This window comes from Erwinia persicina (assembly GCF_019844095.1).
GTDB classification, from domain to species: Bacteria; Pseudomonadota; Gammaproteobacteria; order Enterobacterales; family Enterobacteriaceae; genus Erwinia; species Erwinia persicina.
The window spans coordinates 2,325,327-2,351,851 of sequence record NZ_CP082141.1; the positions used below are offsets into that span (position 1 = coordinate 2,325,327).

The window sequence follows — 26,525 nt, forward strand, 5'->3', positions numbered from 1 at the left end:
CGCCAAACCAATTGAAGGATTTGAGCATGAGATCGGTAAAAGCCTGGCCGGAAAACTGGCCGTTACATTCGCCCTTTGTCATCGCACGTGGTGCCCGCAGTGATGCGGGTGTGGTGGTGGTGGAGCTGGAGGAAAACGGCATTAAAGCGGTGGGTGAGTGTACCCCCTATCCGCGCTATGGTGAGAGTGAGGAGTCGGTGCTGGCGCAAATCACTACTCTGCTGCCGGCATTGCAGCAGGGGCTGACGCGGGCAGAACTCCAGCAGCGACTTCCTGCGGGAGCCGCACGCAATGCGATCGACAGCGCGTTGTGGGATCTGGAAGTCGCGCGTGATGGCCAGAGCCTGTGGCAGTTAACATCGCAGCCGTCACCGGCGCTGATTGAGATAGCGCAAACCGTCAGCATCGACGGGCCTGAGATGATGGCCAGCAGCGCGCTGGCGCTGTGGGAAAACGGGGCGAAACTGCTGAAAATAAAACTGGACCATCATTTGATCACCGAACGTCTGGTGGCCATCCGCAGCGCGGTGCCTCAGGCCACGCTGATCGTCGATGCCAACGAATCCTGGCAGAGCGAAGGGCTGGCGGCACGCTGCCAGCTGCTGGCCGATCTTGGCGTCGCGATGCTGGAACAGCCGCTTCCTGCCGGGGATGATGCTGCCCTTGAAAATTTCATTCACCCGTTGCCGATTTGTGCGGATGAAAGCTGCCACACCGTTGAAAGCCTGCCTTCGCTGCACGGGCGCTATGAGATGGTGAATATCAAACTGGACAAAACCGGGGGTCTGACGGCCGCACTGGCGCTGGCCCGGGCGGCGGCAGATCAGGGCTTTGGCATCATGCTTGGCTGTATGCTGTGTACCTCACGCGCCATTCGCGCAGCGTTACCGCTGGTACCGCAGGCGCGTTTTGTCGATCTGGATGGCCCCACCTGGCTGGCGGTAGATGCGGAACCCGCACTGCCGTTCAGCTGCGGGCGTATCGACCTGTCACGGCTGCCAGTAGAGTAAATCGACCAGCGCCCCCAGATAGCGTTCGCTGGCCTCATCGGCGGCCACCGGTGGGAATTCTGCCGTAATACAGGGCAGGCTGATATCCGCACACCAGCTGCCGAAAGAACCCGGCGTGGCATAGCCGACGCTGCTGACCAGCGGCAGGCCGGTTTTTGCCGCCAGCCAGTGACCCAGCGGACTGCTATCGGGGTCTTCGATACAGGCCAGCGGCTCATGAAAAGTGACAATCCAGGCGGGGGAGAGCCGGTGAATCAACTGGCACAGCGCTGCGGTTTCCGGCTCTGAACCGGCATGTTCTCCGGTAGAGAGCAGGACATCGCGCTCATCGGCCACGCTGTTCCAGCGATAAACCGTTTCACCGTGCTGCCAGTTGGCGGCTGGGAAATTACGGTTAAGGTCTACGCCGTTTGCGTTAGCGCGCAGCCCAAGCTGACAGCCGTCGGGGTTCACCGCCAGCACCACGTGATGGCGACGATGGCTGTCCTGAAGCGTGCGCATGGCGCAGGAGAGGGTGACGACCGCAGCGGTTTCATCCCCGTGCGTTCCGGCCAGGATCAACCCACTGTCCTCACTGGCCAGCGGGGCCGGAAACCAGAGCAGCGGTGCACCCAGCACCGATTGCCCGTACGACTGCGGGCGGGCATCAAGGCGACCACGCAGCGGGCGGGGGTGGAATAACGACATAGGCAGGGCTCCGGATAGACGGTTCTGTGCTAAAACTAGCATATTGCCCGGGAAGGTACATCGCCTGGGTGTTGAATAAAAACACTATTTCAGCGCATGTCATTTGCGTTACAGTGCCAGCAGTAAGAAATTCCCGCAGTTTTGCTGACAGGTAAGGATCCCGGAATGAGAAAATCCCCCTCTTTTGCGCTGGCCGCTCTGGCGCTGTGTATTGTCTCCACCTCTCGTGCTGCCGATGTCCCGGCGGGCACCGCGCTGGCCGCGCGCCAGGAAATTGTTCGTCATATTAAAGATGAACCTGCCTCGCTCGACCCGGTGAAAGCGGTGGGGCTGCCGGAAATTCCGGTAATCCGTGACCTGTTTGAAGGGTTAACCAATCAGGATGCCAGCGGGAAAATTGTTCCGGGCGTGGCCATCGACTGGCAGACCAATGACAATAAAACCTGGATCTTCACGCTGCGCAAAGATGCACGCTGGTCAAACGGTGACACTGTCACCGCTGCGGACTTTGTTTACAGCTGGCGGCGGCTGGTCGATCCGAAAAACACGTCCACTTTTGCCTGGTTTGCTGAACTGGCGGGTATTCAAAATGCCGGTGCCATCGTTAAAGGGGAAATGAGTCCGGATAAGCTGGGGGTCAGTGCCATAGATGATACCCACCTGCAGGTCACACTCGACAGGCCGGTGCCGTATTTTGTCAGCCTGACCGCCAACTTCAGCCTGTTCCCGGTGCCGGAAAAGGTTATCGCCACCTACGGCGACCAGTGGACACGTCCGGGTAATCTGGTGGGTAACGGGGCCTACCAGCTGAACAGCCGGGTGGTGAATGAGAAAGTCGTGCTGGTTCGCAATCCGCACTACTGGGATAACGCGCATACGGTGCTGAACAAAGTGACCTATGTGCCGATCAGTGAAGAGTCCAGTGCCACCAAGCGCTATCGCGCGGGGGATATTGATATCACGGAATCGTTCCCAAAAGAGCTGTATGCCCTGCTGAAAAAACAGATCCCCGGTGAGGTTTACACCCCTGACCAACTGGGCACTTACTACTATGCGTTTAATACCCGCAAGGGGCCTACGGCTGACGTGCGTGTGCGGCAGGCGCTCTCCTGGTCCATTGACCGCAAAATTATTGCCGAAAAAGTGTTGGGAACCGGAGAAAAACCGGCCTGGCACTTCACGCCTGACGTCACAGCGGGCTTTACGCCGAAAGCCAGCTTTATGCAGCAGCACAGTCAGGAGGAGCTGAACGCTCAGGCGAAAGCCCTGCTGGCCGCGGCGGGCTACGGGCCGACCCATCCGCTTAACCTCACCCTGCTGTATAACACCTCAGAGACGCACAAGAAGATTGCGATTGCCGTGGCCTCGATGTGGAAGAAAAACCTCGGGGTGGACGTGAAACTGCAAAACCAGGAGTGGAAAACCTATATCGACAACCGCAACAGCGGCAACTTTGATGTGATCCGCGCGTCCTGGGTCGGGGATTACAATGAGCCGTCCACCTTCCTCAGTTTGCTGTCCTCCACTCACAGCGGCAATATCGCCGGCTTTAAGAGTGCAGAATACGATGCCGTGCTGGCCCAGGCCAGCCGTCAGACGAATGACAAGGCGCGTAACGATGACTATAACCGGGCAGAGCAGATTATCGCCGGACAGGCCCCGATCGCGCCGATTTATCAGTACACTAACGGACGGTTGATCAAGCCGTATGTAAAAGGCTATCCGATCACCAATCCGGAAGATGTGGCCTACAGCCGTACTCTGTATATTTTAAAACACTGATTGTCGTACGGCGTCATCGCCAGGATAAGCCGCGGCACCGGTTGCTGCTTATGCCATTGAGCCGCGGGGATGTGGTGCATAATGCAGCAACTCAGTCTGACGGTGATGATGATGAAACGGTTTCCTCTGCTTATGTTTGTTGTGATCCTCAGTGGCTGCGCACTAAAACAGTATCCTGCCTCGCCGCCGATCAGTGCGGTTCAGGCCGATCAGCTTGACTGCCAGGGCGTGCAGCAGCAGATCGCTGAACAGAAAAAAGTGCAGCAGGATATTGATAAGAAAGGGGAGTTTGATGCCCTGACCGTAGTGGGTGCCGCAATGGACTTTGGCATTGGTAACGGTATTGCCAAACAGCAGGCGCAAAAACACGCTACCGAGCGTGAACGACAGCTGAACGCACTCGCCACACAGAAGTGTTCCCGGGGCGTTTAGGAAACAAATCGTAACAAAGCGCGAGCTCTATCACAGAACGGCAGCCCGGTGCTTGAGACCCGCGTATAATGCCTTATCGTGTGAACACTGGATTGTTACTGCATTTTAGCAGGCAAAACCTGACCGCCGGAGCTCCTCCGGCGGTCAGGTTTTTTTGTTTTCAGGCCGGGAAATGAAAATAGCAAAAGTTTTAAATAATAATGTGGTCATTGTCCATGATGAACAGGGGCATGAACTGGTGGTGATGGGGCGCGGGCTGGCGTTTAAAAAGCGCAGCGGGGACGAACTTGACCCGGTGCTGGTTGAAAAAACCTTTGCCCTGAAAAGTCAGGAGCTGACCGGGCGCCTGGGCGAACTGCTGTCTGAAATCCCGCTGGAGGTGGTGATCGCCACAGAATGCATCATTGCGCTGGCGCGCGAGCAACTCAGTAGTCAGCTGCATGACAGTCTGGCCATTGCGCTGACCGATCATGTAAATTTTGCCCTGACCCGGCATCAGCAAAACCTGCCCATCCGTAACGTGCTGCAGTGGGAGATCCGCAGCCTCTATCCGCAGGAGTATGCCATCGGGCTGGCGGCGCTGAATATTATCGACAAACGCCTTAACGTGCGGCTACCGGAGGATGAAGCCGGATTTATTGCCCTGCATCTGGTGAATGCGCAACTGGGCAGCGAGATGCCTGCTGTGATGCATATCACTAAATTTATGCAGGAAATCCTGCATCTGGTGAAGTACCAGCTACAGCTTGATTATCAGCCCGATTCGCTGAGTTATAACCGCTTTGTCACCCATCTTAAGTTTTTCTCACAGCGGATGCTGGGGAAACGCGGCGTCTACAGTGATGACGAATCGCTGCACGATGTGGTACGCGACCGCTATCCCGCCGCCTACAAATGCGTGGACAAAATCGATCGCCACGTGAGGAAGAATTATGACTATACCCTGGGGAGTGAGGAACGGATGTTTCTGACGATCCACATAGAGCGGGTCAGAAAGGAGACGCTGGCCCTGGATGATGATAAAGATGAGGCCTGAGGGCCTCATCTCCGTATTCCCGCGTGCCCTGTGAAAGTTGAGGGCCGGGTTTACGCCGGATTCAGCACCCGACGCGTGCGGCCTGAGCTCAGATAATCCGCAATATAGTCCTGGGAAATCTCACCACTGTAGCGACCGTCCTCGTCGACAATCGGCATCCACACCATATTGTGTTCATACAGCTTGGAGAGCACCACGCGCAGGTTCTCTTCGGCTTTACCGGTGACGGTAAAGTGATGCAGCCTCTCGGCACAGAGGCCACTTGCACCGCGTGCCTCGCGCCGTTTAACAAAGCCCAGTGGTCGGCCATCCTCATCAACCACCGTAATCGAACGCAGGTCGTTATCGTCCATCACGCCGAAGGCTTCCGCCAGCGGAGTGGATTTCTGCACGGTATGGGTCGGCTGCTGGTCGGTGACATCGCCCGCCTGCACCAGTAACAGACGCTTCAGCGTACGGTCCTGACCGACGAACGATCCGACAAACTCATTGGCCGGCTTCGCCAGCAGTTCGTCCGGGCTGGCGCACTGCACAATTTTTCCCTGACCGAACACGGCAATACGGTCACCCAGTTTCAGCGCTTCATCAATATCATGGCTGACCAGCATCACGGTCTTTTTCAGCTGCCGCTGCATATCGAGAAACTCATTCTGGATCACCTCACGGTTAATCGGGTCGACGGCCCCGAACGGCTCATCCATCAGCAGCACCGGTGGATCCGCCGCCAGGGCACGAATAACGCCGATGCGCTGCTGCTGACCGCCCGACATCTCACGCGGATAGCGCTGCAGGAATTTGTTCGCATCCAGCGCCATCATGCTCATCAGCTCGCTGGCACGCGCCTTACAGCGCTGCTTATCCCAGCCCAGCATACGGGGCACCACGGTGATATTCTCTTCAATGGTCATATTCGGGAACAGGCCAATCTGCTGGATGACGTAGCCTATATTGCGCCGCAGCGTAACGGTATCCAGCCCGCTGGTGTCTTCGCCGTTGATCAGAATTTTTCCACTGCTGGATGGGATCAACCGGTTGATCATTTTCAGGGTGGTCGTTTTACCGCAGCCGGAAGGGCCGAGCAGGACACACATTTCGCCTTCGGGTACATTGAGGCTGACGTTGTCGACGGCATTAAAGCTTTTACCGTTCTTCTGTGTGAAGGTTTTGGTGAGATTTTCCAGTTTTATCATTATCGGATCCCCTTAGGTGTCAGTGCTACCTGCAAACGGTGCAGCAGCCAGTCAAGCACGATCGCCAGTAAGCAGATCATTAATGCGCCAGCAATCAACATGCGGATATCACTTCCGCTAATGCCATCCAGCAGCAGCAGGCCAAGACCGCCTGCGCCAATCACCGCTGCAATGGCCATCACGCCGACGTTCATCACTACCGCCGTACGGATGCCGCCAAAAATCACCGGCAGGGCCATCGGAATTTCGACCCAGCGCAGACGCTGCCAGAAGGTCATACCAATCCCGCGTCCCGCTTCACGCAGGCCGTCAGGCAGATTTTCCAGTGCCGTATGGGTGTTGCGCACAATGGGTAACAGAGAATAGAGAAACACCGCCGTCACGGCGGGCAGGACGCCAATGCCCTGACCGATGAGTGAAAAAAGCGGGATCATCAGGCCAAACAGGGCGATAGAGGGAATGGTCAGCACAATAGTGGCCAGTCCGAGTACTGGCGTGGCCAGCCACTTAAAGCGCACAATCAGAATACCGAGCGGCACACCAATCACAATGGCGAAACCGACTGCCAGCGCCACCAGCCACAGGTGCTGAAAGGTGAGGGTGCCGAGATAGCCGGCATTATCAATCATGTAATGGATCGTCTCCATGAAGCCTCCTTACAGCATGTTATGGGATGTCAGGAAATCGCGGGCCACCTGCTGAGGTGACTGGTGATCGATATCCACACGCTTATTCATTTCGGTGATGGCTTCGTCGGTGATCAGTGGCGACAGCTTATTAAGCGCCGCTTCCAGACCCGGATGATCCCGCAGTGCTTTCTCGGTCACCACCGGTGTCACCGCATAGCTGGGGAAGAAACCCTTATCATCTTTCAGCACTTTCAGTTCGAAGCCCTTTACCCGGCCGTCGGTGGTATACACCAGCCCGGCGTCGACAAAACCGTCACGAATGGCGTTATACACCAGTCCCGGATCCATCTGACGGATCTGCGGGCGATCCAGCGGCATATTGTAGGCCTTCTGCAGGGGTTTAAGCCCATCGGAACGCCCGGCAAACTCCAGATCCAGCCCCAGCATCCAGTTGTGGTCAGGGTCGTCTTTACGCACCTGCTCGATTTTTGCCACCAGCTGCGACAGGGTCTCAATGTTTTCCGCTTTCGCCCGTTCGGCGGACATCGCAAAGGCGTAGGTATTATTCATCGGGGCAGGTTTCAGCCATACCAGCCCCAGCTTTGCATCCAGCTTTTTCACCGTCTGATAAGCTTCTTCAGACGACATGCGCTGGGTGATGTTATTGAAAATAATCAGCGAGGTACCGGTGTATTCCCAGGCCATATCCACCTGCTTATTGATCATCGCGTTACGGGCAATCACGGTAGCAATGTTGGTCTTGGGTTCGATATCAAAGCCCTGCTTGCGCAGATAAAGCGTGGTGAGCGCAGACAAAATATGCTGCTCGGTAAAACTCTTGGTGGTCATCACAATTGGCGCGGCAGCGGCCATACCGCTGAATGCCAGCGATGCCGCCAGAGCAAGCGCGCCCGCCCGAAGCCAGCGGGGGAAAAGGGGGGTACCAGCCATAGTCAGCTCCCTGTTATTTTTTTAAGCCGTATGCGGGCTGAGAAGACGGCCGAGACCGGCCAGTAACAAATCGAGGATCAGGGCAAAAAGCGCGGTCGCCGCCGCTCCCAGGATCAACGTGGGGAAATCATTGAGGTAGATACCGGGAAAAATCAATTCCCCGTAACTGCTGGCCCCAATCAGAAACGCCAGCGGTGCGGTGCCCACGTTGATCGCCATCGCCACGCGAATACCGGATAGCATCACCGGCATGGCGTTAGGGAGTTCGACCTGGCGCAGACGCTGTCCCCGGGTCATGCCGATACCGTCCGCCGCTTCCAGCAGAGGGGCCGGGACGGAACAGAGTCCCGCATAGGTATTACGCACGACAGGCAGCAGTGAGGCGAGGAACAGGGCAATGATTGCCGGGCGGTCACCGATACCGATGACCACCATTGCCAGCGCCAGCACGGCCAGCGGGGGGAGCGTGTTGCCGATGTTGAAGATCTGCATCACGTACTCTGCCCAACGGCGCGCGCCCGGACGGCTGAGGGCGATACCGCTGGGAATACCCACCAGAAGAGCAAACAGCATAGACCAGAACACCAGCGTCATATGCTGCTGCCCCAGATAGATCAAATCGACGCGCTTTGCCTTAATGGTTTCAATCCCCAGTCCCCAGACCAGCAGGGCGACGATCGCGGCAATAAACAGCGCCGCCAGTAAGGCACGCTGTAACAGCGTGGTATGTTGCATATCAGTGTTCTCCCTGGAACGCGGGTAAGCATTAAAAGTGTTGATCTCATGGGTGATTATCACTTTACCCGGTAAACTAACCCTAAAACCTATAGCAGCGGAACGGCAAATTTGGCAAATTTTTCGCTGAAAATCAGCAGGATACTTTTTGGCAAAATTCGGTTGTAGCCCTTGATAGCACTGGGAAAACTGACGATGAAAAAAATTCATCGTCAAAAAGTGACGCCGTCACAAAAAAAATAAGCACAATTCGGAAACTGTCGTGCGAAATATCATCCACACTTTCAGGCTCTACTTGAGAAAGGGACACCATGTCGGAATCAATTGCTACGCCCGTTAAGTCACGCCACTGGATACTGATTGCCTCGATGCTGGCCATGTTTATGGCGGCGATTGAAGTGACCATCGTGGCCACCGCGATGCCGACCATCATTGCTGAGCTGGGCGGTTTCTCGCAGTTTGGCTGGGTTTTCTCTATCTATCTGCTGACGCAGGCGGTCAGCGTGCCGATTTACGGTCGACTGGCCGATCTCTGGGGCCGGAAGCGCATGTTCTTTATCGGTACCGGACTGTTTCTGGTCGGGTCGGTGCTGTGCGGTTTTGCCAGCAATATGGGCTGGCTGATCCTGTTCCGCGCCTTTCAGGGGCTGGGGGCCGGAGCGATTATGCCGCTGACGTCTACCATCATCGCGGATGTCTATCCGCCGAAAGAGCGGGCAGGCGTACAGGGATGGCTATCGAGCGTCTGGGGCGTTGCCGCCATCGTCGGGCCGCTGACTGGTGCCTGGCTGGTACAGCATTTTAACTGGGCGCTCATATTCTGGGTCAACGTGCCCATTGGCATCCTGTCAATGCTGCTGCTGGCGCGCTTTTTCCCGGAGTCAAAAGCGCGCAGCCCGCACCGGCTTAACCTGGCGGGCAGTGCATGGCTGATGCTTACCGTCAGTGCACTGCTGGTCGCTTTGTTACAGGCTGAAGCCCTTGGCACGACGCTGGTAGTGGGCCTGTTGCTACTGGCCGTAATGGCCGGCATGGCGCTGGTGCGACACGAACGCAGCGCCCGCGAACCGCTGTTCCCGGCGGCGATCTGGCGCAGCCGCACGCTGCTGGCCGGTAATGCCGGCAATCTGATGATTGGGGCCGCCATGATGGGCATCAGTGCCTTTCTGCCGACGTGGATCCAGGGGGTTAACGGCGGAACGCCGCTGCAGGCGGGGAGTGCGCTGGCAATGATGTCGATCGGCTGGCCGCTGGCCAGTACGCTCAGTGGCCGGCTGATGCAGCGCACCTCTTACCGTTTCACCGCGCTGCTGGGCTCGGTGCTGCTGATCGCCGGAACCGGTCTGCTGCTGACGCTGCATCGTGAAAGTCCGGTGTGGCACGCCGGGCTGTTTGCTTTTGTGATCGGAACGGGAATGGGCATGACCAGCACCACCTTCCTTATCGCCGTGCAAAACACCGCAGATTTCGCCATCCGCGGCATATGTACCGCGTCGATTATGTTCAGCCGGATGCTGGGGTCGGCGCTCGGCACCGCCGTCATGGGGGCGGTGCTGAACTACAATCTGCTGTTGCGCCTGCCTGACGACACCGATCCGGTACAGCAGGTGATGTCACATGGCCAGCGGCAGCAGATTGACCCGTCAACGCTGGCAGTCATGCTCAACGAGATCGCGCATTCTCTCCACTGGGTGTTTGCCGTTTCGGCCGTGATTGCAGGGATGAGTCTGGTCATTTCGCGTTTTGTTCCGGCAGAGAAGCCGATCTGAGAAAGGACAGGGGGTGCGCCGGCTAACCGCTCACCCCGCTGGGATCATACGCTACTGCGCCGGGGCATCCTGAGAGGTGCCTGCGCTGGCAGGAACGCTGTTATCGGCATCGCTACCGTTGCGTTTATAAACAATTTTCTGCGTATCATTTTCGCAGTGACCGACGACCTGCCCACCGGCCTGTTCCGCCTGGTCGTTCGGCACTACGTCCAGCGTAAAGCCTGAGGCAGGAACCCCATTGTTAATAATTTTCTGATTAATATCCGCTTTCACCGTTTCGCACGAGGCTTGTACCGCCAGAGGTGCAGCAACGAGCAGTGCGGTTAACACCCAATTAATGCCTTTCATTTGTTCATCCTTTTTGCATGAAATCTGCGCTAACTATAGCAGGAAAGTCAGCTTATGGCGTAACGGCACGTCCGGTGCGGCGATCGAGGCAGCGCAGCGTATTGGGCTCCCAGTACGCGTTCAGGTTCATGCTTTTTTCACAGCCTTCCTGGGTATCAAAAGCCTGATCCACCCGGTCAAACTCTTTTTCCACGCGGTTATTCACTTTGCCACGCAGGCGATGGGTCGCATCCCACTGCTCTTTCTGTTCGCGGGCCTGCTCTTTAGTCAGCGCGTTATCACCATCCTGAATAATCAGGTGGTCAGTGCGCGCCTGGGCGGCGTGTTGAACGGAAAACAGCGCGGTCAGCAGCAGCAACGGCAACGAAGCCTTAGCCAGACGTTGTTTCAGCGTTTTCATCATGTTCGGTTCCTTATGGGTGAGCATTCAGCCACGTCATCTGCGACTGAGCAGATCATGTGTTGTAGTATATCACCAGCTTTCGGCCACCCACCAGTCGCGCGGTGTTACCGTTGAACATTGAGAGAGAAAAGTCCCTATGCTGACGACGACATTACTGTTCTTTGCCACGGCCCTGGCCGAAATTATTGGCTGCTTTCTGCCGTACCTGTGGCTGAAAAAGAACGCCTCTGCCTGGCTGCTGCTGCCTGCAGGATTCAGCCTGATGATTTTCGTCTGGCTACTGACCCTGCACCCGGCCGCCAGCGGCCGCGTGTATGCGGCCTACGGCGGCGTATACGTGGTGACCGCGCTGCTGTGGTTACGTATTGTTGATGGGGTAAAACTGAGTAGCACCGACTGGGTCGGTGCTGCCGTGGCGTTTTGCGGGATGCTGATTATTGTGGCCGGATGGGGACGGGCCTGAAAGCAGACCCGAAGAGGCTGAATTACGCTTTGTGTACGCGCAGACCCGCCTGGCTCTGACCGACCGGCATCATCTCCAGCGCGCTGATGTTGACATGTTTCGGCAGGGTGGCCACCCACCACACGGCCTCGGTCACATCTTCCGGCGTCAGCGGCTCGGTGCCGTCATACACGCTGTCAGCACGGCTGTCATCGCCTTTAAAACGGACGTTCGAAAACTCCGTACCGCCAACCAGGCCCGGTTCAATGTCGGTCACTCGCAGGGCGGTGCCGTGCAGATCGGTGCGCAGGTTGAAACTGAACTGGCGAACAAACGCCTTAGTGGCACCATAAACATTGCCGCCCGGATACGGCCAGCTGCCGGCGATAGAACCAATATTAATAATATGCCCGACATTGCGCTCCACCATCGCAGGCAGCAGCGCGCGTGTCATATACACCAGGCCTTTGTTGTTGGTGTCGATCATATCTTCCCAGTCTTCCAGGCTGGCACGCTGCGCAGGTTCAATGCCCAGCGCCAGTCCGGCGTTGTTGACCAGAATATCGATGTTGCGCCATTCAGCAGGCAGTGAGGCCACAGCCGCGTCGATGCCCGCACGGTCGCGGACGTCCAGCACCAGCGTATAAATCCTGTCGCCAAATTCCTTTTTCAGGGCATCCAGACGTTCCTGACGGCGGCCGGTAGCAATGACCTGATGGCCCTGGCTGATAAAGCGGCGGGTAATGCTCTGACCAAATCCGGCGGTCGCCCCGGTAACAAATACAATCATCTCGCTGTTCCTTAACCCGTTTTAGATTTTTCCCACCTTATCATTTCAGGGCAGAGCTGATAAGGCGCTCATGATGATGACGAACAAGAAAAACTGCACCAACAGCGTGCAGCCGTGGTCTGGACTGCCTTATGGCAGTGCGCTACGGGCAGGCAGAATGCCCGGGTCGGGTCTTTTTGACTTCATAGCAATCGGTTGCCTTTTTAGCAACCGGTTGCGCAACCGTTTTACTGTTTTAAAAAACGTCGTTACCGACTATTTTCTTCGTAACTCACTGAATAAAAGAGTAAAAGTGAAAACTGGACGAATGGCATAACTCTTGCAAATCTTAAGCGATACGATCCCGCACTGCCGACCCGCATCGCGGCCTGCTTTTAAGGAACAGCTATGACACAGCACTATACCCAGGCCATTCGCGCCCGATTTTTTGATATCACCCGAACGGTGGATGAACCGCAGCAGTTGCCCGAGGCGGCACGCTATCTTGATAACGGCCTGCTACTGCTGGACGGCGGTACGGTCGTCGGGTTGTGGGACTGGGAGGAGGGCCGTCATCTGCTACAGGACGGCAGGACATTGCTGGACTGCCGTGACCGGCTGATTGTGCCGGGCTTTGTCGACACGCACATCCATTATCCGCAAACCGAAATGATCGGTGCCTTTGGCGAACAGTTGCTGGAGTGGCTGGATCAGTACACCTTCCCGGTGGAAAGCCAGTATCACTGTCCGCAGCACGCCGCCCGCATGTCAGACTTCTTTCTGCAGCAGCTACTGAGTAACGGCACCACGACCGCACTGGTCTTTGGCACCGTCCATCCGCAGTCTGTCGACGCCCTGTTTACCGCCGCATCGGCGCTGGAAATGCGGCTGATTGCCGGGAAAGTGATGATGGATCGCAATGGCCCGGATGCCCTGATGGAAACGCCGGAGCAGAGCTACCGGCAGACCCGGGAACTGATTGAGCGCTGGCACCGCCACGGACGTTTAGGCTATGCACTGACGCCGCGTTTTGCTCCGACGTCCTCACCGGCCCTGCTGGCCAAAGTGCAGCAGCTTCGCCAGGAATTCCCGGACACCTGGCTGCATACGCATCTCAGCGAAAATCCCCAGGAGGTGGCGTGGGTAAAAACCCTGTTTCCCGACAACAGCAGTTACCTGGATGTGTATCATCAGTATCAGCTGACCGGAGACCGCAGCGTGTTCGCCCACTGCCTGCATCTGGATGACAGCGAGTGGGACTGTCTGCACCAGACCGGATCGGCGGTGGCTTTCTGTCCGACGTCGAACCTGTTTCTCGGCAGCGGCCTGTTCGACCTGAATACCTGCTGGCATAAAGGGGTCAAAATGGGGATCGGCACCGACGTCGGGGCAGGCACGACGTTTAATCTGCTGCAGACAATGGGCGAGGCGTACAAAGTGGGCCAGCTTCAGCGCTATAAGCTCTCCGCGTGTGAGGCGTTTTACCATGCCACGCTGGGGGGGGCGAGAGCCCTGGATCTGGATAGAAAGATTGGTAATTTCATGCCGGGTAAAGAGGCGGATTTTGTGATGCTCGATCCGGCGGTCTCGCCGCTGCAGCAGATGCGTCACGCCAACAGCCGCGATATCTGGGAGCAACTGTTTGTGCTGATGACCCTGGGCGATGATCGCAATATTGCCGCCACCTGGGTCAACGGTCGCTGCGTATGGCAGCGTGACGAAAAGGAGCAGGCCGCATGATCCAGTTCTTACTTAACCAGCGCCTGGTCAGCGAGCACGATATCGACCCGAATACGACGGTGCTGAACTATCTGCGTCAGCATCAGCGACGCTGTGGCACGAAAGAGGGCTGTGCCTCCGGCGACTGCGGAGCCTGCACCGTGACGCTGGGTCACGTGGAGGCGGGGCAGATGCGCTACCAGACGGTTAACAGCTGCCTGACTTTTGTCAGCCATTTGCAGGGAAAGCAGCTAATCAGCGTGGAAGATCTGCGCCAGCCGGCGGGGCTGCACAGCGCACAGCAGGCGATGGTGGACTGCCATGCCTCACAGTGTGGCTTCTGTACTCCCGGATTCGTGATGTCGATTTTTACCCTGCAAAAAAACGGCGGCGGGGCGGAACCCCGTCAAATCGAGCAGGCACTGGCCGGTAACCTCTGTCGCTGTACCGGCTATCGGCCGATTGTCGACGCCGCCCGTCAGGCCTGCGCTGCAGCGGGGACGGACAGTTTTCAGCAGCAGGAGGCGGCCACCGTGGCGCAACTGCTGCAACTGCAGACCCCGGAGATGCAGGAACTCCGCTGGCAGGGCAATCGCTGCCTGCTGCCGAAAACCATCAAACAGCTCAGTGAGGCGTTGCTCGCGCACCCCGGGGCTACGCTGCTGGCTGGCGGCACCGACCTCGCGCTGCAGGTTACACAACGCGGCGAAACCCTGCCGCTGTTGATCGCTGTTGACCAGATCGATGAACTGAAGCAGTGCGTCATCCATGATGACGAGAGGGTAATCGGCGCGGGGGTGTCCCTGAGCGCATGCTGGCAGTGGTTGGGCGAAGCGATCCCGGCGCTGACGCAGATCCTGGCGCGGTTTGCCTCGCAGCAGATCCGTAACCTCGGCACGCTGGGGGGCAACATCGGTAACGCCTCCCCGATTGGTGATATGCCGCCGATGCTGCTGGCGCTGGATGCCTCCCTGATCCTGCAGCAGGGCGACCAGCAGCGTCGCCTGCCGCTGGCGGATTTTTTCCTCAGCTACCGCAAAACGGCACTGCGTGAGGGCGAGTTTATCCGGGCGGTGGCGATCCCCCATAGCGCAACGGAAGAGCATTTCCGCGCCTGGAAGGTATCAAAACGACGGGAGGATGATATCTCAGCGGTCTTTGCCGCCTTTACGCTGGCCACCGATGACAGCGGCTGTGTGAGCCGCGTGCGTATCGCTTTTGGCGGTATGGCGGAAACTCCCCGGCGCGCCTTTCACTGTGAACAGCAACTGCTGGGGCAGCCGCTGACCGCCGCGACGGTTGAGAACGCCTGCCGCGCCCTGTCAGAGGATTTCCAGCCCCTGAGTGATTTTCGCGCCAGTGCAGCCTATCGACTGCAGCTGGCAAAAAACCTGCTGCGGCGTTATCACGCCTCACTGAGCGGTGAACTGATCCTGACGGAGGTCTCTGACTATGTCCCATAAACCCCCGGCCGTCATGCCGGACGCACTGGCGCACCAGTTTCACCAGCACGCTCACGACGGCGTGGGCAAAAGTCTCCGTCACGACAGCGCTGCGATGCACGTTAGCGGCGAGGCCCGCTATATTGATGACCGTTTTGAGATGCCGGGGATGCTGCACCTCTGGCCCCGGCTCAGCGAACATGCCCATGCGCGCATTCTCAGCATTGACGTTGCGCCCTGTTATCGCGTTCCGGGCGTGGTTCAGGTGCTGACCTGGCAGGACGTGCCCGGCGAGCTGGATATCGGGCCGCTGGAACCTGGCGATCCGCTGATGGCAAAAGAGATCGTGGAATACGTCGGGCAGATGGTGCTGGTGGTGGCGGCAGAGAGTGAACAGGCGGCCCGTAAGGCCGCCGCACTGGCAGTGATAACCTTTCAGCCGCTGACCCCGATCCTGGATGTGGAGCAGGCTCTGGCTCAGGGCAGCTTTGTTCAGCAACCGCACGTGCACCAGCGTGGAGATGTGGATGCGGCGTTAAACAGGGCACGGCACCGCCTGCGCGGGCAGTTTCATATCGGCGGTCAGGAACACTTCTATCTGGAAACACAGGTGGCGCTGGTGGTGCCGGGAGAGGATCGCGCTCTCCAGGTATACTCGTCCACGCAAAATCCGACCGAGGTGCAAAAGCTGGTGGCGTCGGTGATGGGCCTGACGATGAACAAGGTCACCATTGATATGCGCCGTATGGGCGGAGGATTTGGCGGTAAAGAAACCCAGGCGGCAGGGGTCGCCTGTCTGTGCGCACTGGCGGCACGCCTGACCGGCCGCCCGGCTAAAATGCGTCTGTCACGGCGCGATGACATGCTGACCACCGGTAAGCGGCATCCCTTTTTTGTCCGTTATGACGTCGGCGTGGATGACGACGGACGTTTTAGCGGGGTCAGGATTGACCTGGCGGGTAACTGCGGCTATTCACTGGATCTTTCCGGATCGATTGTCGATCGCGCGATGTTCCACGCCGATAATGCCTATTATCTTGGTGATGCGCTGATCACGGGCTACCGCTGTCGCACCAATACGGCCTCCAATACTGCCTATCGCGGCTTTGGTGGCCCGCAGGGCATGGTGGCGATAGAGCAGATTATGGATCATATCGCCCGCGAACTGGGCCTTGACCCGCTGACGGTGCGCAAACGTAATTACTACGGCAAAGAGACGCGCAACGTCACCCATTATCATCAGAGGGTACAGGATAACCTGCTGGATGAGATGACCGCACAGCTTGAGCAGAGCGCAGACTATGCCGCACGACGGGCGGAGATCACCGCGTTTAACGCGGCCAGCCCGGTAATGAAACGCGGCCTGGCACTGACCCCGGTAAAATTTGGCATCTCTTTTACCTCCAGTTTTCTCAACCAGGCGGGCGCGCTGATCCTGATTTACACCGATGGCACGGTACAGTTAAACCACGGTGGTACGGAGATGGGCCAGGGGCTGAATACCAAAGTGGCGCAGATTGTGGCGGAAGTGCTGCAAATTGACATCGGCAGTATTCAGATCACCGCCACTGATACCGGCAAAGTGCCCAATACTTCTCCGACGGCGGCCTCCAGCGGCACCGATCTCAACGGTAAAGCGGCACAGAACGCGGCAGAGATCCTGCGCGACCGTCTGGTCGCGATGCTGTGCAGGCTGCACGGCTGCGAAGCGGAACAGGTTCGCTTCAGCAACGGGGTGATACAGGCTGGCGAAAACTATTTCAGCTTTGCGGAGGTGGCGCAGCTGGCCTGGCTGAATCAGGTACCGCTGTCGGCCACCGGATATTACCGCGTGCCGGGCATCCACTATGACCGCCTGGCCGGTCGCGGCGAACCGTTCTATTACTTTGCCTTTGGCGCGGCCTGCGCGGAGGTGCTGATCGACAGCCTGACCGGCGAGTATCGCCTGCTGCGCGCGGACATCCTGCACGACGTCGGCGCGTCTCTCAACCCGGCGATTGATACCGGACAGGTGGAGGGGGGCTTTGTGCAGGGCATGGGCTGGCTGACCACGGAAGAACTGGTATGGAATGGTCAGGGACGGCTGCTGACCGACGGCCCGGCCAGCTATAAAATCCCGGCCATTGGGGATGTGCCGCACGATCTGCGGGTCACGCTGGTCGAAAATCGAAAAAATCCAAAGGACACGGTGTTCCATTCCAAGGCGGTGGGTGAACCACCATTTATGCTGGGCATTTCAGTCTGGTGTGCGTTACAGGATGCGGTGGCCAGCGTTGGCGGCTATCGTCAGCACCCGCTGCTGGATGCGCCCGCTACGCCGGAGCGGGTGTTCTGGGGCGCAGAGAAACAGCGTGCGGGAGGCGGTCATGCGTAGCGATGACTGGATCACTATTCTGGCCAACCTGCGCGATCGTGGCGAGCCCTGCGTGCTGCTGACGGTGCTGGACGATCGCGGATCCGTGCCGCGCGATCGCGGCAGCAAGATGGTGGTGGCGGCCACTACGACCTGGCTGACCATCGGCGGCGGCCATCTGGAGCATCAGTCGGTGGCCATTGCGCGCGACATGTTACTTAACGGTCAGTCACAGACGCGCTGCGAACAGTTCAACCTGGGTGCCCGCCTCGGGCAGTGCTGCGGCGGGGTGTGCAGCGTCCTGTTCGAACCACTAATCCAGCCGCAGCCCCAGATCGCCGTCTTTGGTGCCGGACATGTCGGGCAGGCGCTGGTGAACATTCTGGCTACGTTACCCTGTCACGTATTCTGGGTCGATGAGCGGCCGGAACAGTTTTCACACGTGCCGGAGGGCGTCACTGTCTGCTGCCTGGAGGATCCGACAGACCAGGTGAGGCAGATGCCGGCAGGCAGTTACTATGTGGTGATGACGCATCACCATCCGCGTGACCAGCAGCTGTGCGAGGCCATTCTGCGCCGTGACGATGCGGTTTATGTCGGCATGATCGGTTCGGCGACCAAGCGCCAGCGCTTTGAATACCGTCTGGAGGGGAAAGGCTTCAGCCGCGGGCAGATGGATCGCCTGCACTGCCCGATTGGTCTGGCGGAAGTGAAGGGCAAACTGCCCGCTGAAATCGCCGTCGCGGTCGCCGGGGAGATCGTGGCCTGTTATCAACGGCGGCAATGATTTTGCACGACCGTGCTCTGACGATTATGCTGAGAGTTCAGCTACATGGAATGGGAGCAAAGAAATGAGGATCGCACCGTTAGTCTGGGCTATCAGTCTGGCTCTGACCGCCAGCGCACAAACCGCGCTGGCGGCAGAGTCGCAAAAGGAGAGTCGCCACATGGCATCGCAGCAGAGTAATCCCTTCAGTCACGCCAGTTCACTGCCTTTCCAGGCTCCGCCTTTCGACCGTATCTCTGCCGGGGATTATCGTCCGGCACTGATGGCGGCTATGGCGCAGAAGCGAGAAGAAATTGCCCGCATCGCGGATAACCCCGCCGCGCCGACCTTTGAAAACACCTTCCAGGCGCTGGAGCAGAGCGGACAGAGCCTGCGGCGGGTGAATAACGTCTTCAGCGCCATGACCGCGGCCAACACCAGCGATGAACTGCAGGCGCTGGATGAGGAGATGTCACCGAAGCTGGCCGCGCTGGACGATGATATTAAACTGAACGGCAGGCTGTTTGCCCGGCTGGATAAGGTATATCAGCAGCGTCAGCAGTCAGGCCTCGACGCGGAGTCGCTGCGCCTGGTGGAAGTGACCTGGCAGGCGTTTGTCCTCGACGGTGCGCGCCTGAGTGAGACAGAGAAAACCGAGCTGAAAGCCCTGAACCAGGAGTCAGCCACGCTCGGCACCCGCTTTACCAATCGCCTGCTGGCCGCCACCAAAGCCGGCGGCGTGCTGTTTACCGATGCGCAGGCGCTGGCCGGTCTGAGCGAGGCGGATATCGCCGCCGCTGCCGGGGCGGCTGAGGCACGCGGCCTGAAAAATCAGTGGCTGCTGGCCTTGCAGAACACCACCCAGCAACCCGATCTGCAGACAATGAGCGACCGCAGCGCGCGTGAAAAACTGTTCACCGCCAGCTGGACCCGTGCCGAAAAAGGGGACGGTAATGATACCCGGGAACTGATTGCGCGACTGGCGCAGGTGCGCGCCAGACAGGCAAAACTGCTGGGCTTTGACAGTTACGCCGCCTGGAAATTGCAGGATCAGATGGCGAAAACCCCCCAGGCCGCCCTTGATTTTATGCGCCAGATTGTGCCGGCGGCTACCGCCCGGGCAGAGCGTGAAGCGGGGGATATTCAGGGGGTGATTGACCAGCAAAAGGGCGGTTTTACGCTGCAACCCTGGGACTGGCTTTTCTATGCTGAACAGGTGCGACGGGCGAAGTACGATCTGGATGAATCGCAGATCAAACCCTTCTTTGAGCTGAATAACGTGCTGGAAAACGGCGTGTTTTATGCGGCTACACAGCTGTACGGTATTACCTTTAAACCGCGGCCGGATCTGCCGGTATATCACCCGGATGTGAAGGTGTATGAAGTGCTGGATAAGGACGGCAGCCCGCTGGCGCTGTTCTACGCCGACTGGTTTAAGCGTGATAACAAAGGCGGCGGGGCCTGGATGGGCAATTTTGTTGAACAGTCAACGCTGCTGGGCACCCGGCCGGTGATCTACAACGTGGCCAACTTCAGCAAACCCGTCGCCGGGCAGCCTGCGCTGCTCTCCTGGGACGATGTGATCACCATGTTCCATGAGTTCGGCCATGCGCTGCACGGTATGTTCGCCGACCAGCGCTATCCGAGTCTCTCCGGCACCGAAACCCCACGCGACTTTGTCGAATTCCCGTCACAGTTTAACGAGCACTGGGCCAGTTATCCTCAGGTGTTCAACCATTTTGCCCGTCATTACCAGAGCGGGGAGCCGATGCCTGCGGCACTGCGCGATAAAATGCTGCGTGCCAGCACCTTTAACAAAGGCTATGACATGAGCGAACTGCTGGCGGCAGCACTGCTCGATATGCACTGGCACAGCCTGCGCGAGGGAGAGCCGCTGCAGCAGGTGGATGCCTTTGAGCAGAGCGCGCTGGAAAAAGAGCACATCCGTCTGGCGGCCGTACCGCCGCGCTACCGCTCCAGCTATTTTCAGCATATCTGGGGGAACGGCTATGCCGCCGGGTATTACGCCTATCTGTGGACCGAGATGCTGGCTGACGACGGCTTTACCTGGTTTGAGGAGCACGGCGGCCTGACGCGGGAAAACGGTCAGCGTTTTCGTGATAATATTCTGTCGCGCGGTAACAGTGAAGATCTGCAGCAGCTCTATCACGACTGGCGCGGTCACGACCCGGTGATTGAACCGATGCTGCACAACCGTGGCCTGAAATAAATTTTTCGCTGAAAGGAATTCTATGACGATTTTACTGCAACGCCGCCAGCTTCTGGTGGCGGGCGCGGCGCTGGCGCTGACCGCCTCGCTGACACCACTGAACGTATTTGCAGCAGGTGACTCGCTGCAGCGGCAGCTTGCCGCACTGGAAACGGAGGTGAATGGCCGTATCGGGCTGTCTCTGATCGACAGCGCCAGCCAGCAGGCGTGGAGCTATCGCGGTGACGAACGCTTTCCGCTGTGCAGCACCTTTAAACTGCTGCTGGTCGCTGCCGTTTTAAAACGCAGCGAGTCACAGCCCGCCCTGATGCAACAAACCCTGCACTGGACACCTGCGGATCACCTGAGCTATATGCCGGTAACGGCGAAGCATCCGCAGGGGATGACCGTCAGCGATCTGTGTGCAGCCGCGCTGCAGTACAGTGATAACCTGGCGGCCAACGTACTACTGACACTGCTGGGGGGACCCGCGTCGGTGACCCGGCTGGCCCGCTCTTTAGGTGACAGTGTCACGCAGCTCGATCGTAATGAACCGACACTGAATACCGCGATCCCGGGCGATCCGCGTGACACCACCACGCCGCTGCACATGTCGCACAGCGTGCAGCAGTTGCTGGTGAAGTCGGGATTACAGACAGCACAGCAGCAGCAGCTGATCGCCTGGCTGAAGGGGAACACCACAGGGAAAAACGCCATTGCCGCAGCGCTGCCTGCGGGCTGGGAAATCGGGGATAAGACCGGCAGCGGGGGCTATGGCACAACCAACGATGTCGCCATCCTCTGGCCTCCGGGCAAGGCTCCGCTGATCCTGGCCATCTATTTTACCCAGCATGCCCCGGAGGCGAAGAGTCGTCAGGACGTGCTGGCGAAAGCGGCCGCCATTGCACTGAAATCTGTTATCTGATCGATAAGGGTCGCTCGCTTCAGCCGGGCGGCCCGCCATCAGTGTGATTTATCCAGTGACCAGGTCGCTGAACTGACATTCACTTTCACCGGCAGCAGCCCAATCTGGGTAAATTTATCGGCCAGTGCCTGCTGCTGCTTGAATACTTCCGGCGTCATCCGCTCCGCACCATAGGGCATTCTGGCCAGCGCCCGCTGCCAGATGGGCTGTGGCAGGCCGGTGGATGCAGACAGGATCCCGGCCGCCTGCGCCGGGTGAGTATTGGCCCAGTCGCTCAGGGTACCCAACTCATCCACCACCTGCTTTGCCGTCTGCGGCCAGCTGTCGGCAAACTTGCGGCTGGCAAGATAGAACGTGTAGTGCGGTACCAGGCCTTCCGCATTCCTGACCAGGCGCGCGCTGGCGCGAGTTTCCACCTCGGCGTAATACGGGTCCCAGATCACCCACGCATCCACCGCACCGCGCTGAAACGCCGCGCGGGCATCCGCCGGCGGAAGGTATACCGGCGTAATATCCCTGTAGCTCAGTCCGGCATCTTCCAGCGCGCTGACCAGCAGGTAGTTCACGTCAGAACCTTTATTCAGCGCTACGCGCTTCCCTTTCAGGTCGGCCACGGTTTTAACGGGCGAGTTTTCCGGCACCACAATGGCCTCAGTCTTCGGGTTGGCCGGGGAGTGTGCCAGATAGACCAGATCAGCCTGTGCGGCCTGGGCAAAGACCGGCGGCGCATCTCCGGTCGCCGCCAGATCGATGCTACCCACATTCAGGCCCTCCAGCATTTGTGGCCCGGCGGGAAATTCTACCCAGCGCACAGCGATACCCTGTTTTTTAAACTTTTCGTCCAGGGTGCCACGGTATTTCAGCAGGGCGAAAATATTGGCCTTTTGATAGCCGATGTTAATGGTTTTTGGCACAGATTCTGCGGCCACAGCCGACAGGGTGGTCGTAGTAACGATGGCGGCGATCAGACCGCTTAAGCGTGCTTTTTTCATGTTATTTCCCGGGAGATAAGAGCGATGGGAAAACATAACAAAATGCCCGGAAGAGGCTTAACGAGGAGTTCTGATAACGATATGCGCAGAGCGGATAACGCGCTTGTCTGTCGCACGGAGTGAGGAAAGCCTCACTCCGTGCGACAGGTGTTTACTGATACTGCAGATAGGCGACGTGAGTCTGCAAATACTCTTCCAGCCCGTGCCGGCCGTCAGCGCCGCCAATGCCGGACTTACGCCAGCCCGCATGGAACCCCTGCATCGCCTCGAAATGTTCGCGGTTGACGTAGGTTTCCCCAAACTTTAGTCGTTTCAGCGCCAGCATGGCCGTGTTGAGGTTACAGGTGAATATGGATGAGGTCAGACCGTAGTCGCTGTCGTTGGCCAGCGCGATGGCTTCATCCAGGGTACTGAATTTCATCACCGGAAGAACCGGGCCAAATGTCTCGTGCTGCATAATATCCATTTGCTGCGTTACGTTGGTGAGCAGCGTCGGTTCGAAGAAGAAACCGGTGGTGCCGGCCCGTCTGCCGCCGGTGACGATGGTCGCCCCCGCAGCCACCGCATCTGCCACTTTCTGCTCTACACGCTGCAGGGCGGACGCCGTGATCAGCGGGCCCATATCCAGCCCTTTCTGCGTCGCCGGGTCACCCCAGGTGACGTTTTTAAAGGCCGCGCTCAGGCGTTCAACCACGTCGTCATACACCCCCTCCTGAACATACAGACGTTCGGCGCAGTTACACACCTGTCCGGTGTTGATCATGCGCGAGGCAACAATCGCCCTGACGGCGAGGTCGAGGTCAGCGTCGTTCATAATAATTGCCGGGGCTTTACCCCCCAGCTCCAGCGAGACTTTAGTGATGTTGTTTGCCGCCGCCTGCATGGTGGCAACACCGGCACCCACGCTGCCAGTCAGGCTGACCATGCCGACGTTTGGGTTGGCCGCCAGTTCATGGCCGACCACCGGGCCATAGCCCGTCACGAGGTTGAATACCCCCGCAGGCAGGCCGACATCATGCACAATCTGTGCGAATATCATCGCGTTGTTCGGCGTCAGTTCACTGGGTTTTATCACAATGGTATTGCCGGTCAGCAGGGCCGGGGCGGCCTTACGGGCGATCAGGAAAAACGGGAAGTTCCACGGCAGGATACCGGTGGTCACGCCGATGGCTTTCTTAAAGACCAGGATGTTTTCCTGCGGGCGGTCGCTCTGGACAATTTCACCCTCGTAGCGGCGCGCCCATCCTGCCATATAGTCCAGGTAGTCAGCGGTGAAAAAAACCTCAGTTTCGGCCAGCTCCTGCGTTTTACCGCCTTCCGCCACAATGACTGCCGTCAGTTCGGCGGCGCGCTGGCGCACGCCCTGAGCGATTTTTTGCAGCCAGTGACCGCGCTCAATGGCCGGCAGCGCTTCCCAGCCGGGCTGGGCAGCCGCGGCAGCATCAATCGCCCGCTGTGCATCTTCGGCACTGCCTTCGGGAATACGCGACAGCAGGGCTTCCGTCGCCGGGTTGATCACCTCGATCCAGCGATCGGCGCGGTTTTCGACAAATTCACCGTTGATGTACATCTGTTGCTGAACTGGGTTCATGGCAGCTTCTCCGTGACACGATTTTTACAGGGTTGTTAACGAACAGCATAAAGGCTGTTGCAGGCCTGAAACGGTGCAACAGTCGGGCCGCCATCACCTTGATCTGGCTGCCATCAATGAGAGCTGGCTGGCAAAATCCGCAAGAACCCCGTGCCGCATCTGGCATTTTTAAGATTTAGTGTTGAATATGAGCGGCTTAGCGAAAATCAGCGCAAGGCGGGTGGTCAGCGCTGAAATCGGTGATTTGTGATCGTGGTCGGTGGAAGGCGCTGAATTTTGCCAGGTTTACGGCCAGTGGGGCAGCCAGCGTAAGGTTGAACGGTACGCATTCTCCGTAGACTCCTTCGTCATCAGGGCAAACAACAACGAAGGAAAACAAAAATGAATGAAGCCATCGTCTCCGGTATTTTGTGGCATCTGGTCGGGGCCGCCAGTGCCGCCTGCTTTTACGCACCCTTTAAAAAAGTTCGCCACTGGTCGTGGGAAACCATGTGGTCAGTGGGGGGGATCATGTCGTGGATCGTGCTCCCCTGGGCGGTCAGCGCGATCCTGCTGCCCAACTTCTGGGCCTATTACAGTTCATTCACCCTTGCCCAGCTGATGCCGGTCTTCCTGTTTGGCGCAATGTGGGGGATCGGGAATATCAACTATGGCCTGACCATGCGTTATCTCGGTATGTCGATGGGCATTGGTATTGCCATCGGTATCACGCTGGTGGTAGGGACGCTGATGACCCCGCTTTTGCAGGGGCGTTTCGTCGAGCTGTTCAGCTCTGCCGGGGGCCGGATGACCCTGCTGGGGGTGCTGGTCGCTCTGGCGGGCGTGGCGATTGTCTCGCGTGCCGGGCTGTTAAAAGAGCGGGCCATGGGTATCACCGCAGAAGAGTTCAATCTGAAAAAAGGGCTGGTGCTGGCGGTGATGTGTGGGATCTTCTCAGCCGGCATGTCATTCGCCATGGACGCGGCCAAACCCATGCATGAGGCCGCTGCGGCACTGGGTATCGACCCGTTGTACGTCGCTCTGCCAAGTTATGTCGTGATCATGGGCGGGGGTGCGCTGGTCAACCTCGGCTTCTGTATTGTCCGCCTGGCCACCCGGTCAGACCTGTCCGTTAAGGCCGACTTCTCCGTGGTGAAGTCGGTACTGATGGCTAACATCGCGCTCTCCCTGCTGGGCGGAACCATGTGGTATCTGCAGTTCTTCTTCTATGCCTGGGGCCATGCACGTATTCCGGCACAGTACGACTTCGTCAGCTGGATGCTGCATATGAGCTTCTACGTGCTGTGTGGCGGGCTGGTCGGGTTGATACTGAAAGAGTGGAACAACGTCGGGCGTCAGCCGGTACGCGTGCTGAGCGTCGGCTGCTTTGTCATTATCCTGGCGGCAAATATTGTCGGGCTGGGTATGGTTTCCTGACGCCGACATCAGGGTAATCGTCAGGGGCTGGCCAGGTGGTCAGCCCTTTTGCATGCAGGGTGTCAGGCTTTTTCGTGGCGGACAGGGGATGGCGGGCGAACAAACTGCTGGCGCCATGCGCTGGGGGTCATCCCGGTCTCGCGGGTGAACACCACCGAAAAATAGTTGCTGTCATCAAAGCCGCAGCGGGACGCCACTTCGCCAATCAGATCGTCACTGGTTCGCAGCAGGTGCTTTGCCTGGCACAGCTGCAGCTGGCGGAGATAATGCCCCACGGTCATCCCGGTTTGCTGACGAAACAGCTGCTTTAGCGCCCGCTCGGCCAACTGATGCTGCTTGCAGAAGGTAGCGAGGTCAAAAGGCACCGCTATCTGCCCCTGAATGGCCGCCATCAGCAGATCGAGCTGTTCCCCCTCCGGCATCTGCCAGGCGCGATCGGACGCATAACGATGCCGCTGCAACACCAGCGCCAGCTGTAAAAACAGCGCTTCCGTCAGTTGACGCGACAGCACGTCACTTTTGCGACTTTCCTGTTCCAGCTGCTGGATCACGCCGCGTGCCAGCGCCATGCCCCGCGTGGTTAACCGCCATGCGGCGGACTCGGGCGGGGGCAGCAGTTGTTGCCAGTCCAGACTCAGCTGGAAGCGCTCCGGGCAGTAAATAATATTATCCAGCGCCAGCTCATTGACTGACTCATAGCTGTGGCAGTCATCGGCATTCAGATAGAAGATGTCGCCGCAGGTGACCAGCCAGGGGCGGTCATTCATCACATGCAGGCCATTCCCGCGCCATACCAGCACAATTTCATTGAATTCGTGAACGTGAGGCGGGAAGGAGGGTTGAGAGGTGCGTTCAGCCACGGCAACCGGCATCTGTTCAGACGGAAGATAGTCAGCTTTTGCCAGCCGAAGGAGAGCAGTCACGGATCA

24 protein-coding genes are annotated in these 26,525 nt (G+C 58.3%); 13 read left to right on the plus strand and 11 right to left on the minus strand.

Features of this window, described 5'->3' with window-relative positions; genetic code table 11:
* The first annotated feature begins 26 nt into the window (after positions 1-26).
* Positions 27-1,010 carry an L-Ala-D/L-Glu epimerase gene (gene ycjG, locus K6L24_RS10525; RefSeq protein WP_062743186.1) on the plus strand — a complete coding sequence of 328 codons (984 nt, stop codon included), beginning with the start codon at positions 27-29 and terminating at the stop codon, positions 1,008-1,010.
* On the opposite strand, the gene mpaA is transcribed toward ycjG, so the two are convergent.
* Positions 990-1,697, minus strand: coding sequence for a murein tripeptide amidase MpaA (gene mpaA / locus K6L24_RS10530; protein WP_062743187.1), 708 nt, complete (start codon positions 1,695-1,697; stop codon positions 990-992). The genes ycjG and mpaA overlap by 21 nt on opposite strands.
* A gap of 165 nt (positions 1,698-1,862) precedes the next feature.
* Here mpaA and K6L24_RS10535 point away from each other — a divergent pair, with 165 nt between their 5' ends.
* From K6L24_RS10535 to licT, 3 genes are all read left to right on the plus strand, one after another.
* A complete protein-coding gene (locus tag K6L24_RS10535; RefSeq protein WP_187509118.1) occupies positions 1,863-3,479 on the plus strand; it encodes a peptide ABC transporter substrate-binding protein in 1,617 nt (538 codons plus the stop codon).
* An 81-nt stretch (positions 3,480-3,560) separates the two neighbouring features.
* On the plus strand, positions 3,561-3,911 hold the full coding sequence (locus K6L24_RS10540; protein WP_240343595.1) for a YdgH/BhsA/McbA family protein: 351 nt from the start codon (positions 3,561-3,563) through the stop codon (positions 3,909-3,911).
* Between the two features lie 172 nt (positions 3,912-4,083).
* Positions 4,084-4,947 (plus strand): BglG family transcription antiterminator LicT, encoded by an 864-nt coding sequence (gene licT, locus K6L24_RS10545; RefSeq protein WP_137269376.1) that lies wholly within the window; start codon positions 4,084-4,086, stop codon positions 4,945-4,947.
* A 50-nt stretch (positions 4,948-4,997) separates the two neighbouring features.
* Here licT and osmV read toward each other — a convergent pair whose 3' ends face one another.
* Genes osmV through K6L24_RS10565 form a run of 4 tightly spaced genes read right to left on the minus strand, consistent with a single transcriptional unit; the run spans position 4,998 to position 8,452 of the window.
* Entirely contained in the window at positions 4,998-6,137 is a 1,140-nt protein-coding gene (gene osmV, locus K6L24_RS10550) for an osmoprotectant ABC transporter ATP-binding protein OsmV (RefSeq protein ID WP_062743191.1), read from the minus strand.
* On the minus strand, positions 6,137-6,784 hold the full coding sequence (gene osmW / locus K6L24_RS10555; protein ID WP_062743192.1) for an osmoprotectant ABC transporter permease OsmW: 648 nt from the start codon (positions 6,782-6,784) through the stop codon (positions 6,137-6,139). The genes osmV and osmW overlap by 1 nt, the downstream gene beginning before the upstream one ends.
* Positions 6,785-6,793: 9 nt before the next feature.
* On the minus strand, positions 6,794-7,717 hold the full coding sequence (locus K6L24_RS10560; RefSeq protein WP_062743193.1) for a glycine betaine ABC transporter substrate-binding protein: 924 nt from the start codon (positions 7,715-7,717) through the stop codon (positions 6,794-6,796).
* A 21-nt stretch (positions 7,718-7,738) separates the two neighbouring features.
* Positions 7,739-8,452 carry an ABC transporter permease gene (locus K6L24_RS10565; RefSeq protein ID WP_062743194.1) on the minus strand — a complete coding sequence of 238 codons (714 nt, stop codon included), beginning with the start codon at positions 8,450-8,452 and terminating at the stop codon, positions 7,739-7,741.
* A gap of 311 nt (positions 8,453-8,763) precedes the next feature.
* Between K6L24_RS10565 and K6L24_RS10570 the strand changes: the two genes are divergently transcribed.
* Positions 8,764-10,221 (plus strand): MDR family MFS transporter, encoded by a 1,458-nt coding sequence (locus tag K6L24_RS10570; RefSeq protein WP_222681428.1) that lies wholly within the window; start codon positions 8,764-8,766, stop codon positions 10,219-10,221.
* Positions 10,222-10,272: 51 nt separating this feature from the next.
* Here the strand turns inward: K6L24_RS10570 and K6L24_RS10575 are convergent, their stop codons facing one another.
* Together K6L24_RS10575 and K6L24_RS10580 are read right to left on the minus strand one after the other, a co-directional pair.
* Positions 10,273-10,569, minus strand: a complete 297-nt coding sequence (locus K6L24_RS10575; RefSeq protein ID WP_062743196.1) for a DUF1161 domain-containing protein — start codon at positions 10,567-10,569, stop codon at positions 10,273-10,275.
* Between the two features lie 52 nt (positions 10,570-10,621).
* A complete protein-coding gene (locus tag K6L24_RS10580; RefSeq protein ID WP_062743420.1) occupies positions 10,622-10,969 on the minus strand; it encodes a DUF1283 family protein in 348 nt (115 codons plus the stop codon).
* A 139-nt stretch (positions 10,970-11,108) separates the two neighbouring features.
* Here K6L24_RS10580 and K6L24_RS10585 point away from each other — a divergent pair, with 139 nt between their 5' ends.
* Positions 11,109-11,435: a YnfA family protein gene (locus K6L24_RS10585; RefSeq protein ID WP_062743197.1), complete on the plus strand. Its 327-nt coding sequence runs from the start codon at positions 11,109-11,111 to the stop codon at positions 11,433-11,435.
* A 22-nt stretch (positions 11,436-11,457) separates the two neighbouring features.
* Here the strand turns inward: K6L24_RS10585 and ydfG are convergent, their stop codons facing one another.
* The gene (gene ydfG, locus K6L24_RS10590; RefSeq protein ID WP_062743198.1) at positions 11,458-12,204 is read right to left on the minus strand and encodes a bifunctional NADP-dependent 3-hydroxy acid dehydrogenase/3-hydroxypropionate dehydrogenase YdfG; all 747 of its coding nucleotides are present in this window, start codon (positions 12,202-12,204) and stop codon (positions 11,458-11,460) included.
* Positions 12,205-12,591: 387 nt separating this feature from the next.
* Between ydfG and guaD the strand changes: the two genes are divergently transcribed.
* The 6 genes from guaD (at position 12,592) to K6L24_RS10620 (ending at position 21,597) form a co-directional block, all read left to right on the plus strand.
* A complete protein-coding gene (gene guaD, locus K6L24_RS10595; protein WP_062743199.1) occupies positions 12,592-13,923 on the plus strand; it encodes a guanine deaminase in 1,332 nt (443 codons plus the stop codon).
* Entirely contained in the window at positions 13,920-15,365 is a 1,446-nt protein-coding gene (xdhA, locus tag K6L24_RS10600) for a xanthine dehydrogenase small subunit (RefSeq protein WP_187509123.1), read from the plus strand. Before guaD ends, xdhA begins: the two co-directional genes overlap by 4 nt.
* Positions 15,355-17,718: a xanthine dehydrogenase molybdopterin binding subunit gene (xdhB, locus tag K6L24_RS10605; protein WP_222681429.1), complete on the plus strand. Its 2,364-nt coding sequence runs from the start codon at positions 15,355-15,357 to the stop codon at positions 17,716-17,718. Before xdhA ends, xdhB begins: the two co-directional genes overlap by 11 nt.
* Positions 17,711-18,484 carry a xanthine dehydrogenase accessory protein XdhC gene (gene xdhC, locus K6L24_RS10610; protein ID WP_222681430.1) on the plus strand — a complete coding sequence of 258 codons (774 nt, stop codon included), beginning with the start codon at positions 17,711-17,713 and terminating at the stop codon, positions 18,482-18,484. Before xdhB ends, xdhC begins: the two co-directional genes overlap by 8 nt.
* Positions 18,485-18,548: 64 nt before the next feature.
* Entirely contained in the window at positions 18,549-20,693 is a 2,145-nt protein-coding gene (dcp, locus tag K6L24_RS10615) for a peptidyl-dipeptidase Dcp (RefSeq protein ID WP_137269368.1), read from the plus strand.
* A gap of 22 nt (positions 20,694-20,715) precedes the next feature.
* Entirely contained in the window at positions 20,716-21,597 is an 882-nt protein-coding gene (locus K6L24_RS10620) for an extended-spectrum class A beta-lactamase ERP-1 (protein WP_062743204.1), read from the plus strand.
* Positions 21,598-21,635: 38 nt separating this feature from the next.
* On the opposite strand, the gene K6L24_RS10625 is transcribed toward K6L24_RS10620, so the two are convergent.
* Together K6L24_RS10625 and aldA are read right to left on the minus strand one after the other, a co-directional pair.
* Positions 21,636-22,589, minus strand: a complete 954-nt coding sequence (locus K6L24_RS10625; RefSeq protein ID WP_137269367.1) for a sulfonate ABC transporter substrate-binding protein — start codon at positions 22,587-22,589, stop codon at positions 21,636-21,638.
* Positions 22,590-22,740: 151 nt separating this feature from the next.
* Positions 22,741-24,180: an aldehyde dehydrogenase gene (gene aldA, locus K6L24_RS10630; protein WP_062743206.1), complete on the minus strand. Its 1,440-nt coding sequence runs from the start codon at positions 24,178-24,180 to the stop codon at positions 22,741-22,743.
* 381 nt (positions 24,181-24,561) lie between these two features.
* On the opposite strand from aldA, the gene rhaT reads away from it, so the two are divergent.
* Positions 24,562-25,596, plus strand: a complete 1,035-nt coding sequence (gene rhaT, locus K6L24_RS10635) for an L-rhamnose/proton symporter RhaT (RefSeq protein WP_062743207.1) — start codon at positions 24,562-24,564, stop codon at positions 25,594-25,596.
* A gap of 62 nt (positions 25,597-25,658) precedes the next feature.
* On the opposite strand, the gene rhaR is transcribed toward rhaT, so the two are convergent.
* Positions 25,659-26,519: an HTH-type transcriptional activator RhaR gene (gene rhaR, locus K6L24_RS10640; RefSeq protein WP_187509128.1), complete on the minus strand. Its 861-nt coding sequence runs from the start codon at positions 26,517-26,519 to the stop codon at positions 25,659-25,661.
* Positions 26,520-26,525 lie beyond the last annotated feature (6 nt).

Excerpts from the sequence above, each read along its gene's own strand:
- ycjG (WP_062743186.1), top strand. The coding sequence starts at position 27 with ATGAGATCGGTAAAAGCCTGGCCGGAAAACTGGCCGTTACATTCGCCC.
- mpaA (WP_062743187.1), bottom strand. The coding sequence starts at position 1,697 with ATGTCGTTATTCCACCCCCGCCCGCTGCGTGGTCGCCTTGATGCCCGC.
- K6L24_RS10535 (WP_187509118.1), top strand. The coding sequence starts at position 1,863 with ATGAGAAAATCCCCCTCTTTTGCGCTGGCCGCTCTGGCGCTGTGTATT.
- K6L24_RS10540 (WP_240343595.1), top strand. The coding sequence starts at position 3,561 with ATGCAGCAACTCAGTCTGACGGTGATGATGATGAAACGGTTTCCTCTG.
- licT (WP_137269376.1), top strand. The coding sequence starts at position 4,084 with ATGAAAATAGCAAAAGTTTTAAATAATAATGTGGTCATTGTCCATGAT.
- osmV (WP_062743191.1), bottom strand. The coding sequence starts at position 6,137 with ATGATAAAACTGGAAAATCTCACCAAAACCTTCACACAGAAGAACGGT.
- osmW (WP_062743192.1), bottom strand. The coding sequence starts at position 6,784 with ATGGAGACGATCCATTACATGATTGATAATGCCGGCTATCTCGGCACC.
- K6L24_RS10560 (WP_062743193.1), bottom strand. The coding sequence starts at position 7,717 with ATGGCTGGTACCCCCCTTTTCCCCCGCTGGCTTCGGGCGGGCGCGCTT.
- K6L24_RS10565 (WP_062743194.1), bottom strand. The coding sequence starts at position 8,452 with ATGCAACATACCACGCTGTTACAGCGTGCCTTACTGGCGGCGCTGTTT.
- K6L24_RS10570 (WP_222681428.1), top strand. The coding sequence starts at position 8,764 with ATGTCGGAATCAATTGCTACGCCCGTTAAGTCACGCCACTGGATACTG.
- K6L24_RS10575 (WP_062743196.1), bottom strand. The coding sequence starts at position 10,569 with ATGAAAGGCATTAATTGGGTGTTAACCGCACTGCTCGTTGCTGCACCT.
- K6L24_RS10580 (WP_062743420.1), bottom strand. The coding sequence starts at position 10,969 with ATGAAAACGCTGAAACAACGTCTGGCTAAGGCTTCGTTGCCGTTGCTG.
- K6L24_RS10585 (WP_062743197.1), top strand. The coding sequence starts at position 11,109 with ATGCTGACGACGACATTACTGTTCTTTGCCACGGCCCTGGCCGAAATT.
- ydfG (WP_062743198.1), bottom strand. The coding sequence starts at position 12,204 with ATGATTGTATTTGTTACCGGGGCGACCGCCGGATTTGGTCAGAGCATT.
- guaD (WP_062743199.1), top strand. The coding sequence starts at position 12,592 with ATGACACAGCACTATACCCAGGCCATTCGCGCCCGATTTTTTGATATC.
- xdhA (WP_187509123.1), top strand. The coding sequence starts at position 13,920 with ATGATCCAGTTCTTACTTAACCAGCGCCTGGTCAGCGAGCACGATATC.
- xdhB (WP_222681429.1), top strand. The coding sequence starts at position 15,355 with ATGTCCCATAAACCCCCGGCCGTCATGCCGGACGCACTGGCGCACCAG.
- xdhC (WP_222681430.1), top strand. The coding sequence starts at position 17,711 with ATGCGTAGCGATGACTGGATCACTATTCTGGCCAACCTGCGCGATCGT.
- dcp (WP_137269368.1), top strand. The coding sequence starts at position 18,549 with ATGAGGATCGCACCGTTAGTCTGGGCTATCAGTCTGGCTCTGACCGCC.
- K6L24_RS10620 (WP_062743204.1), top strand. The coding sequence starts at position 20,716 with ATGACGATTTTACTGCAACGCCGCCAGCTTCTGGTGGCGGGCGCGGCG.
- K6L24_RS10625 (WP_137269367.1), bottom strand. The coding sequence starts at position 22,589 with ATGAAAAAAGCACGCTTAAGCGGTCTGATCGCCGCCATCGTTACTACG.
- aldA (WP_062743206.1), bottom strand. The coding sequence starts at position 24,180 with ATGAACCCAGTTCAGCAACAGATGTACATCAACGGTGAATTTGTCGAA.
- rhaT (WP_062743207.1), top strand. The coding sequence starts at position 24,562 with ATGAATGAAGCCATCGTCTCCGGTATTTTGTGGCATCTGGTCGGGGCC.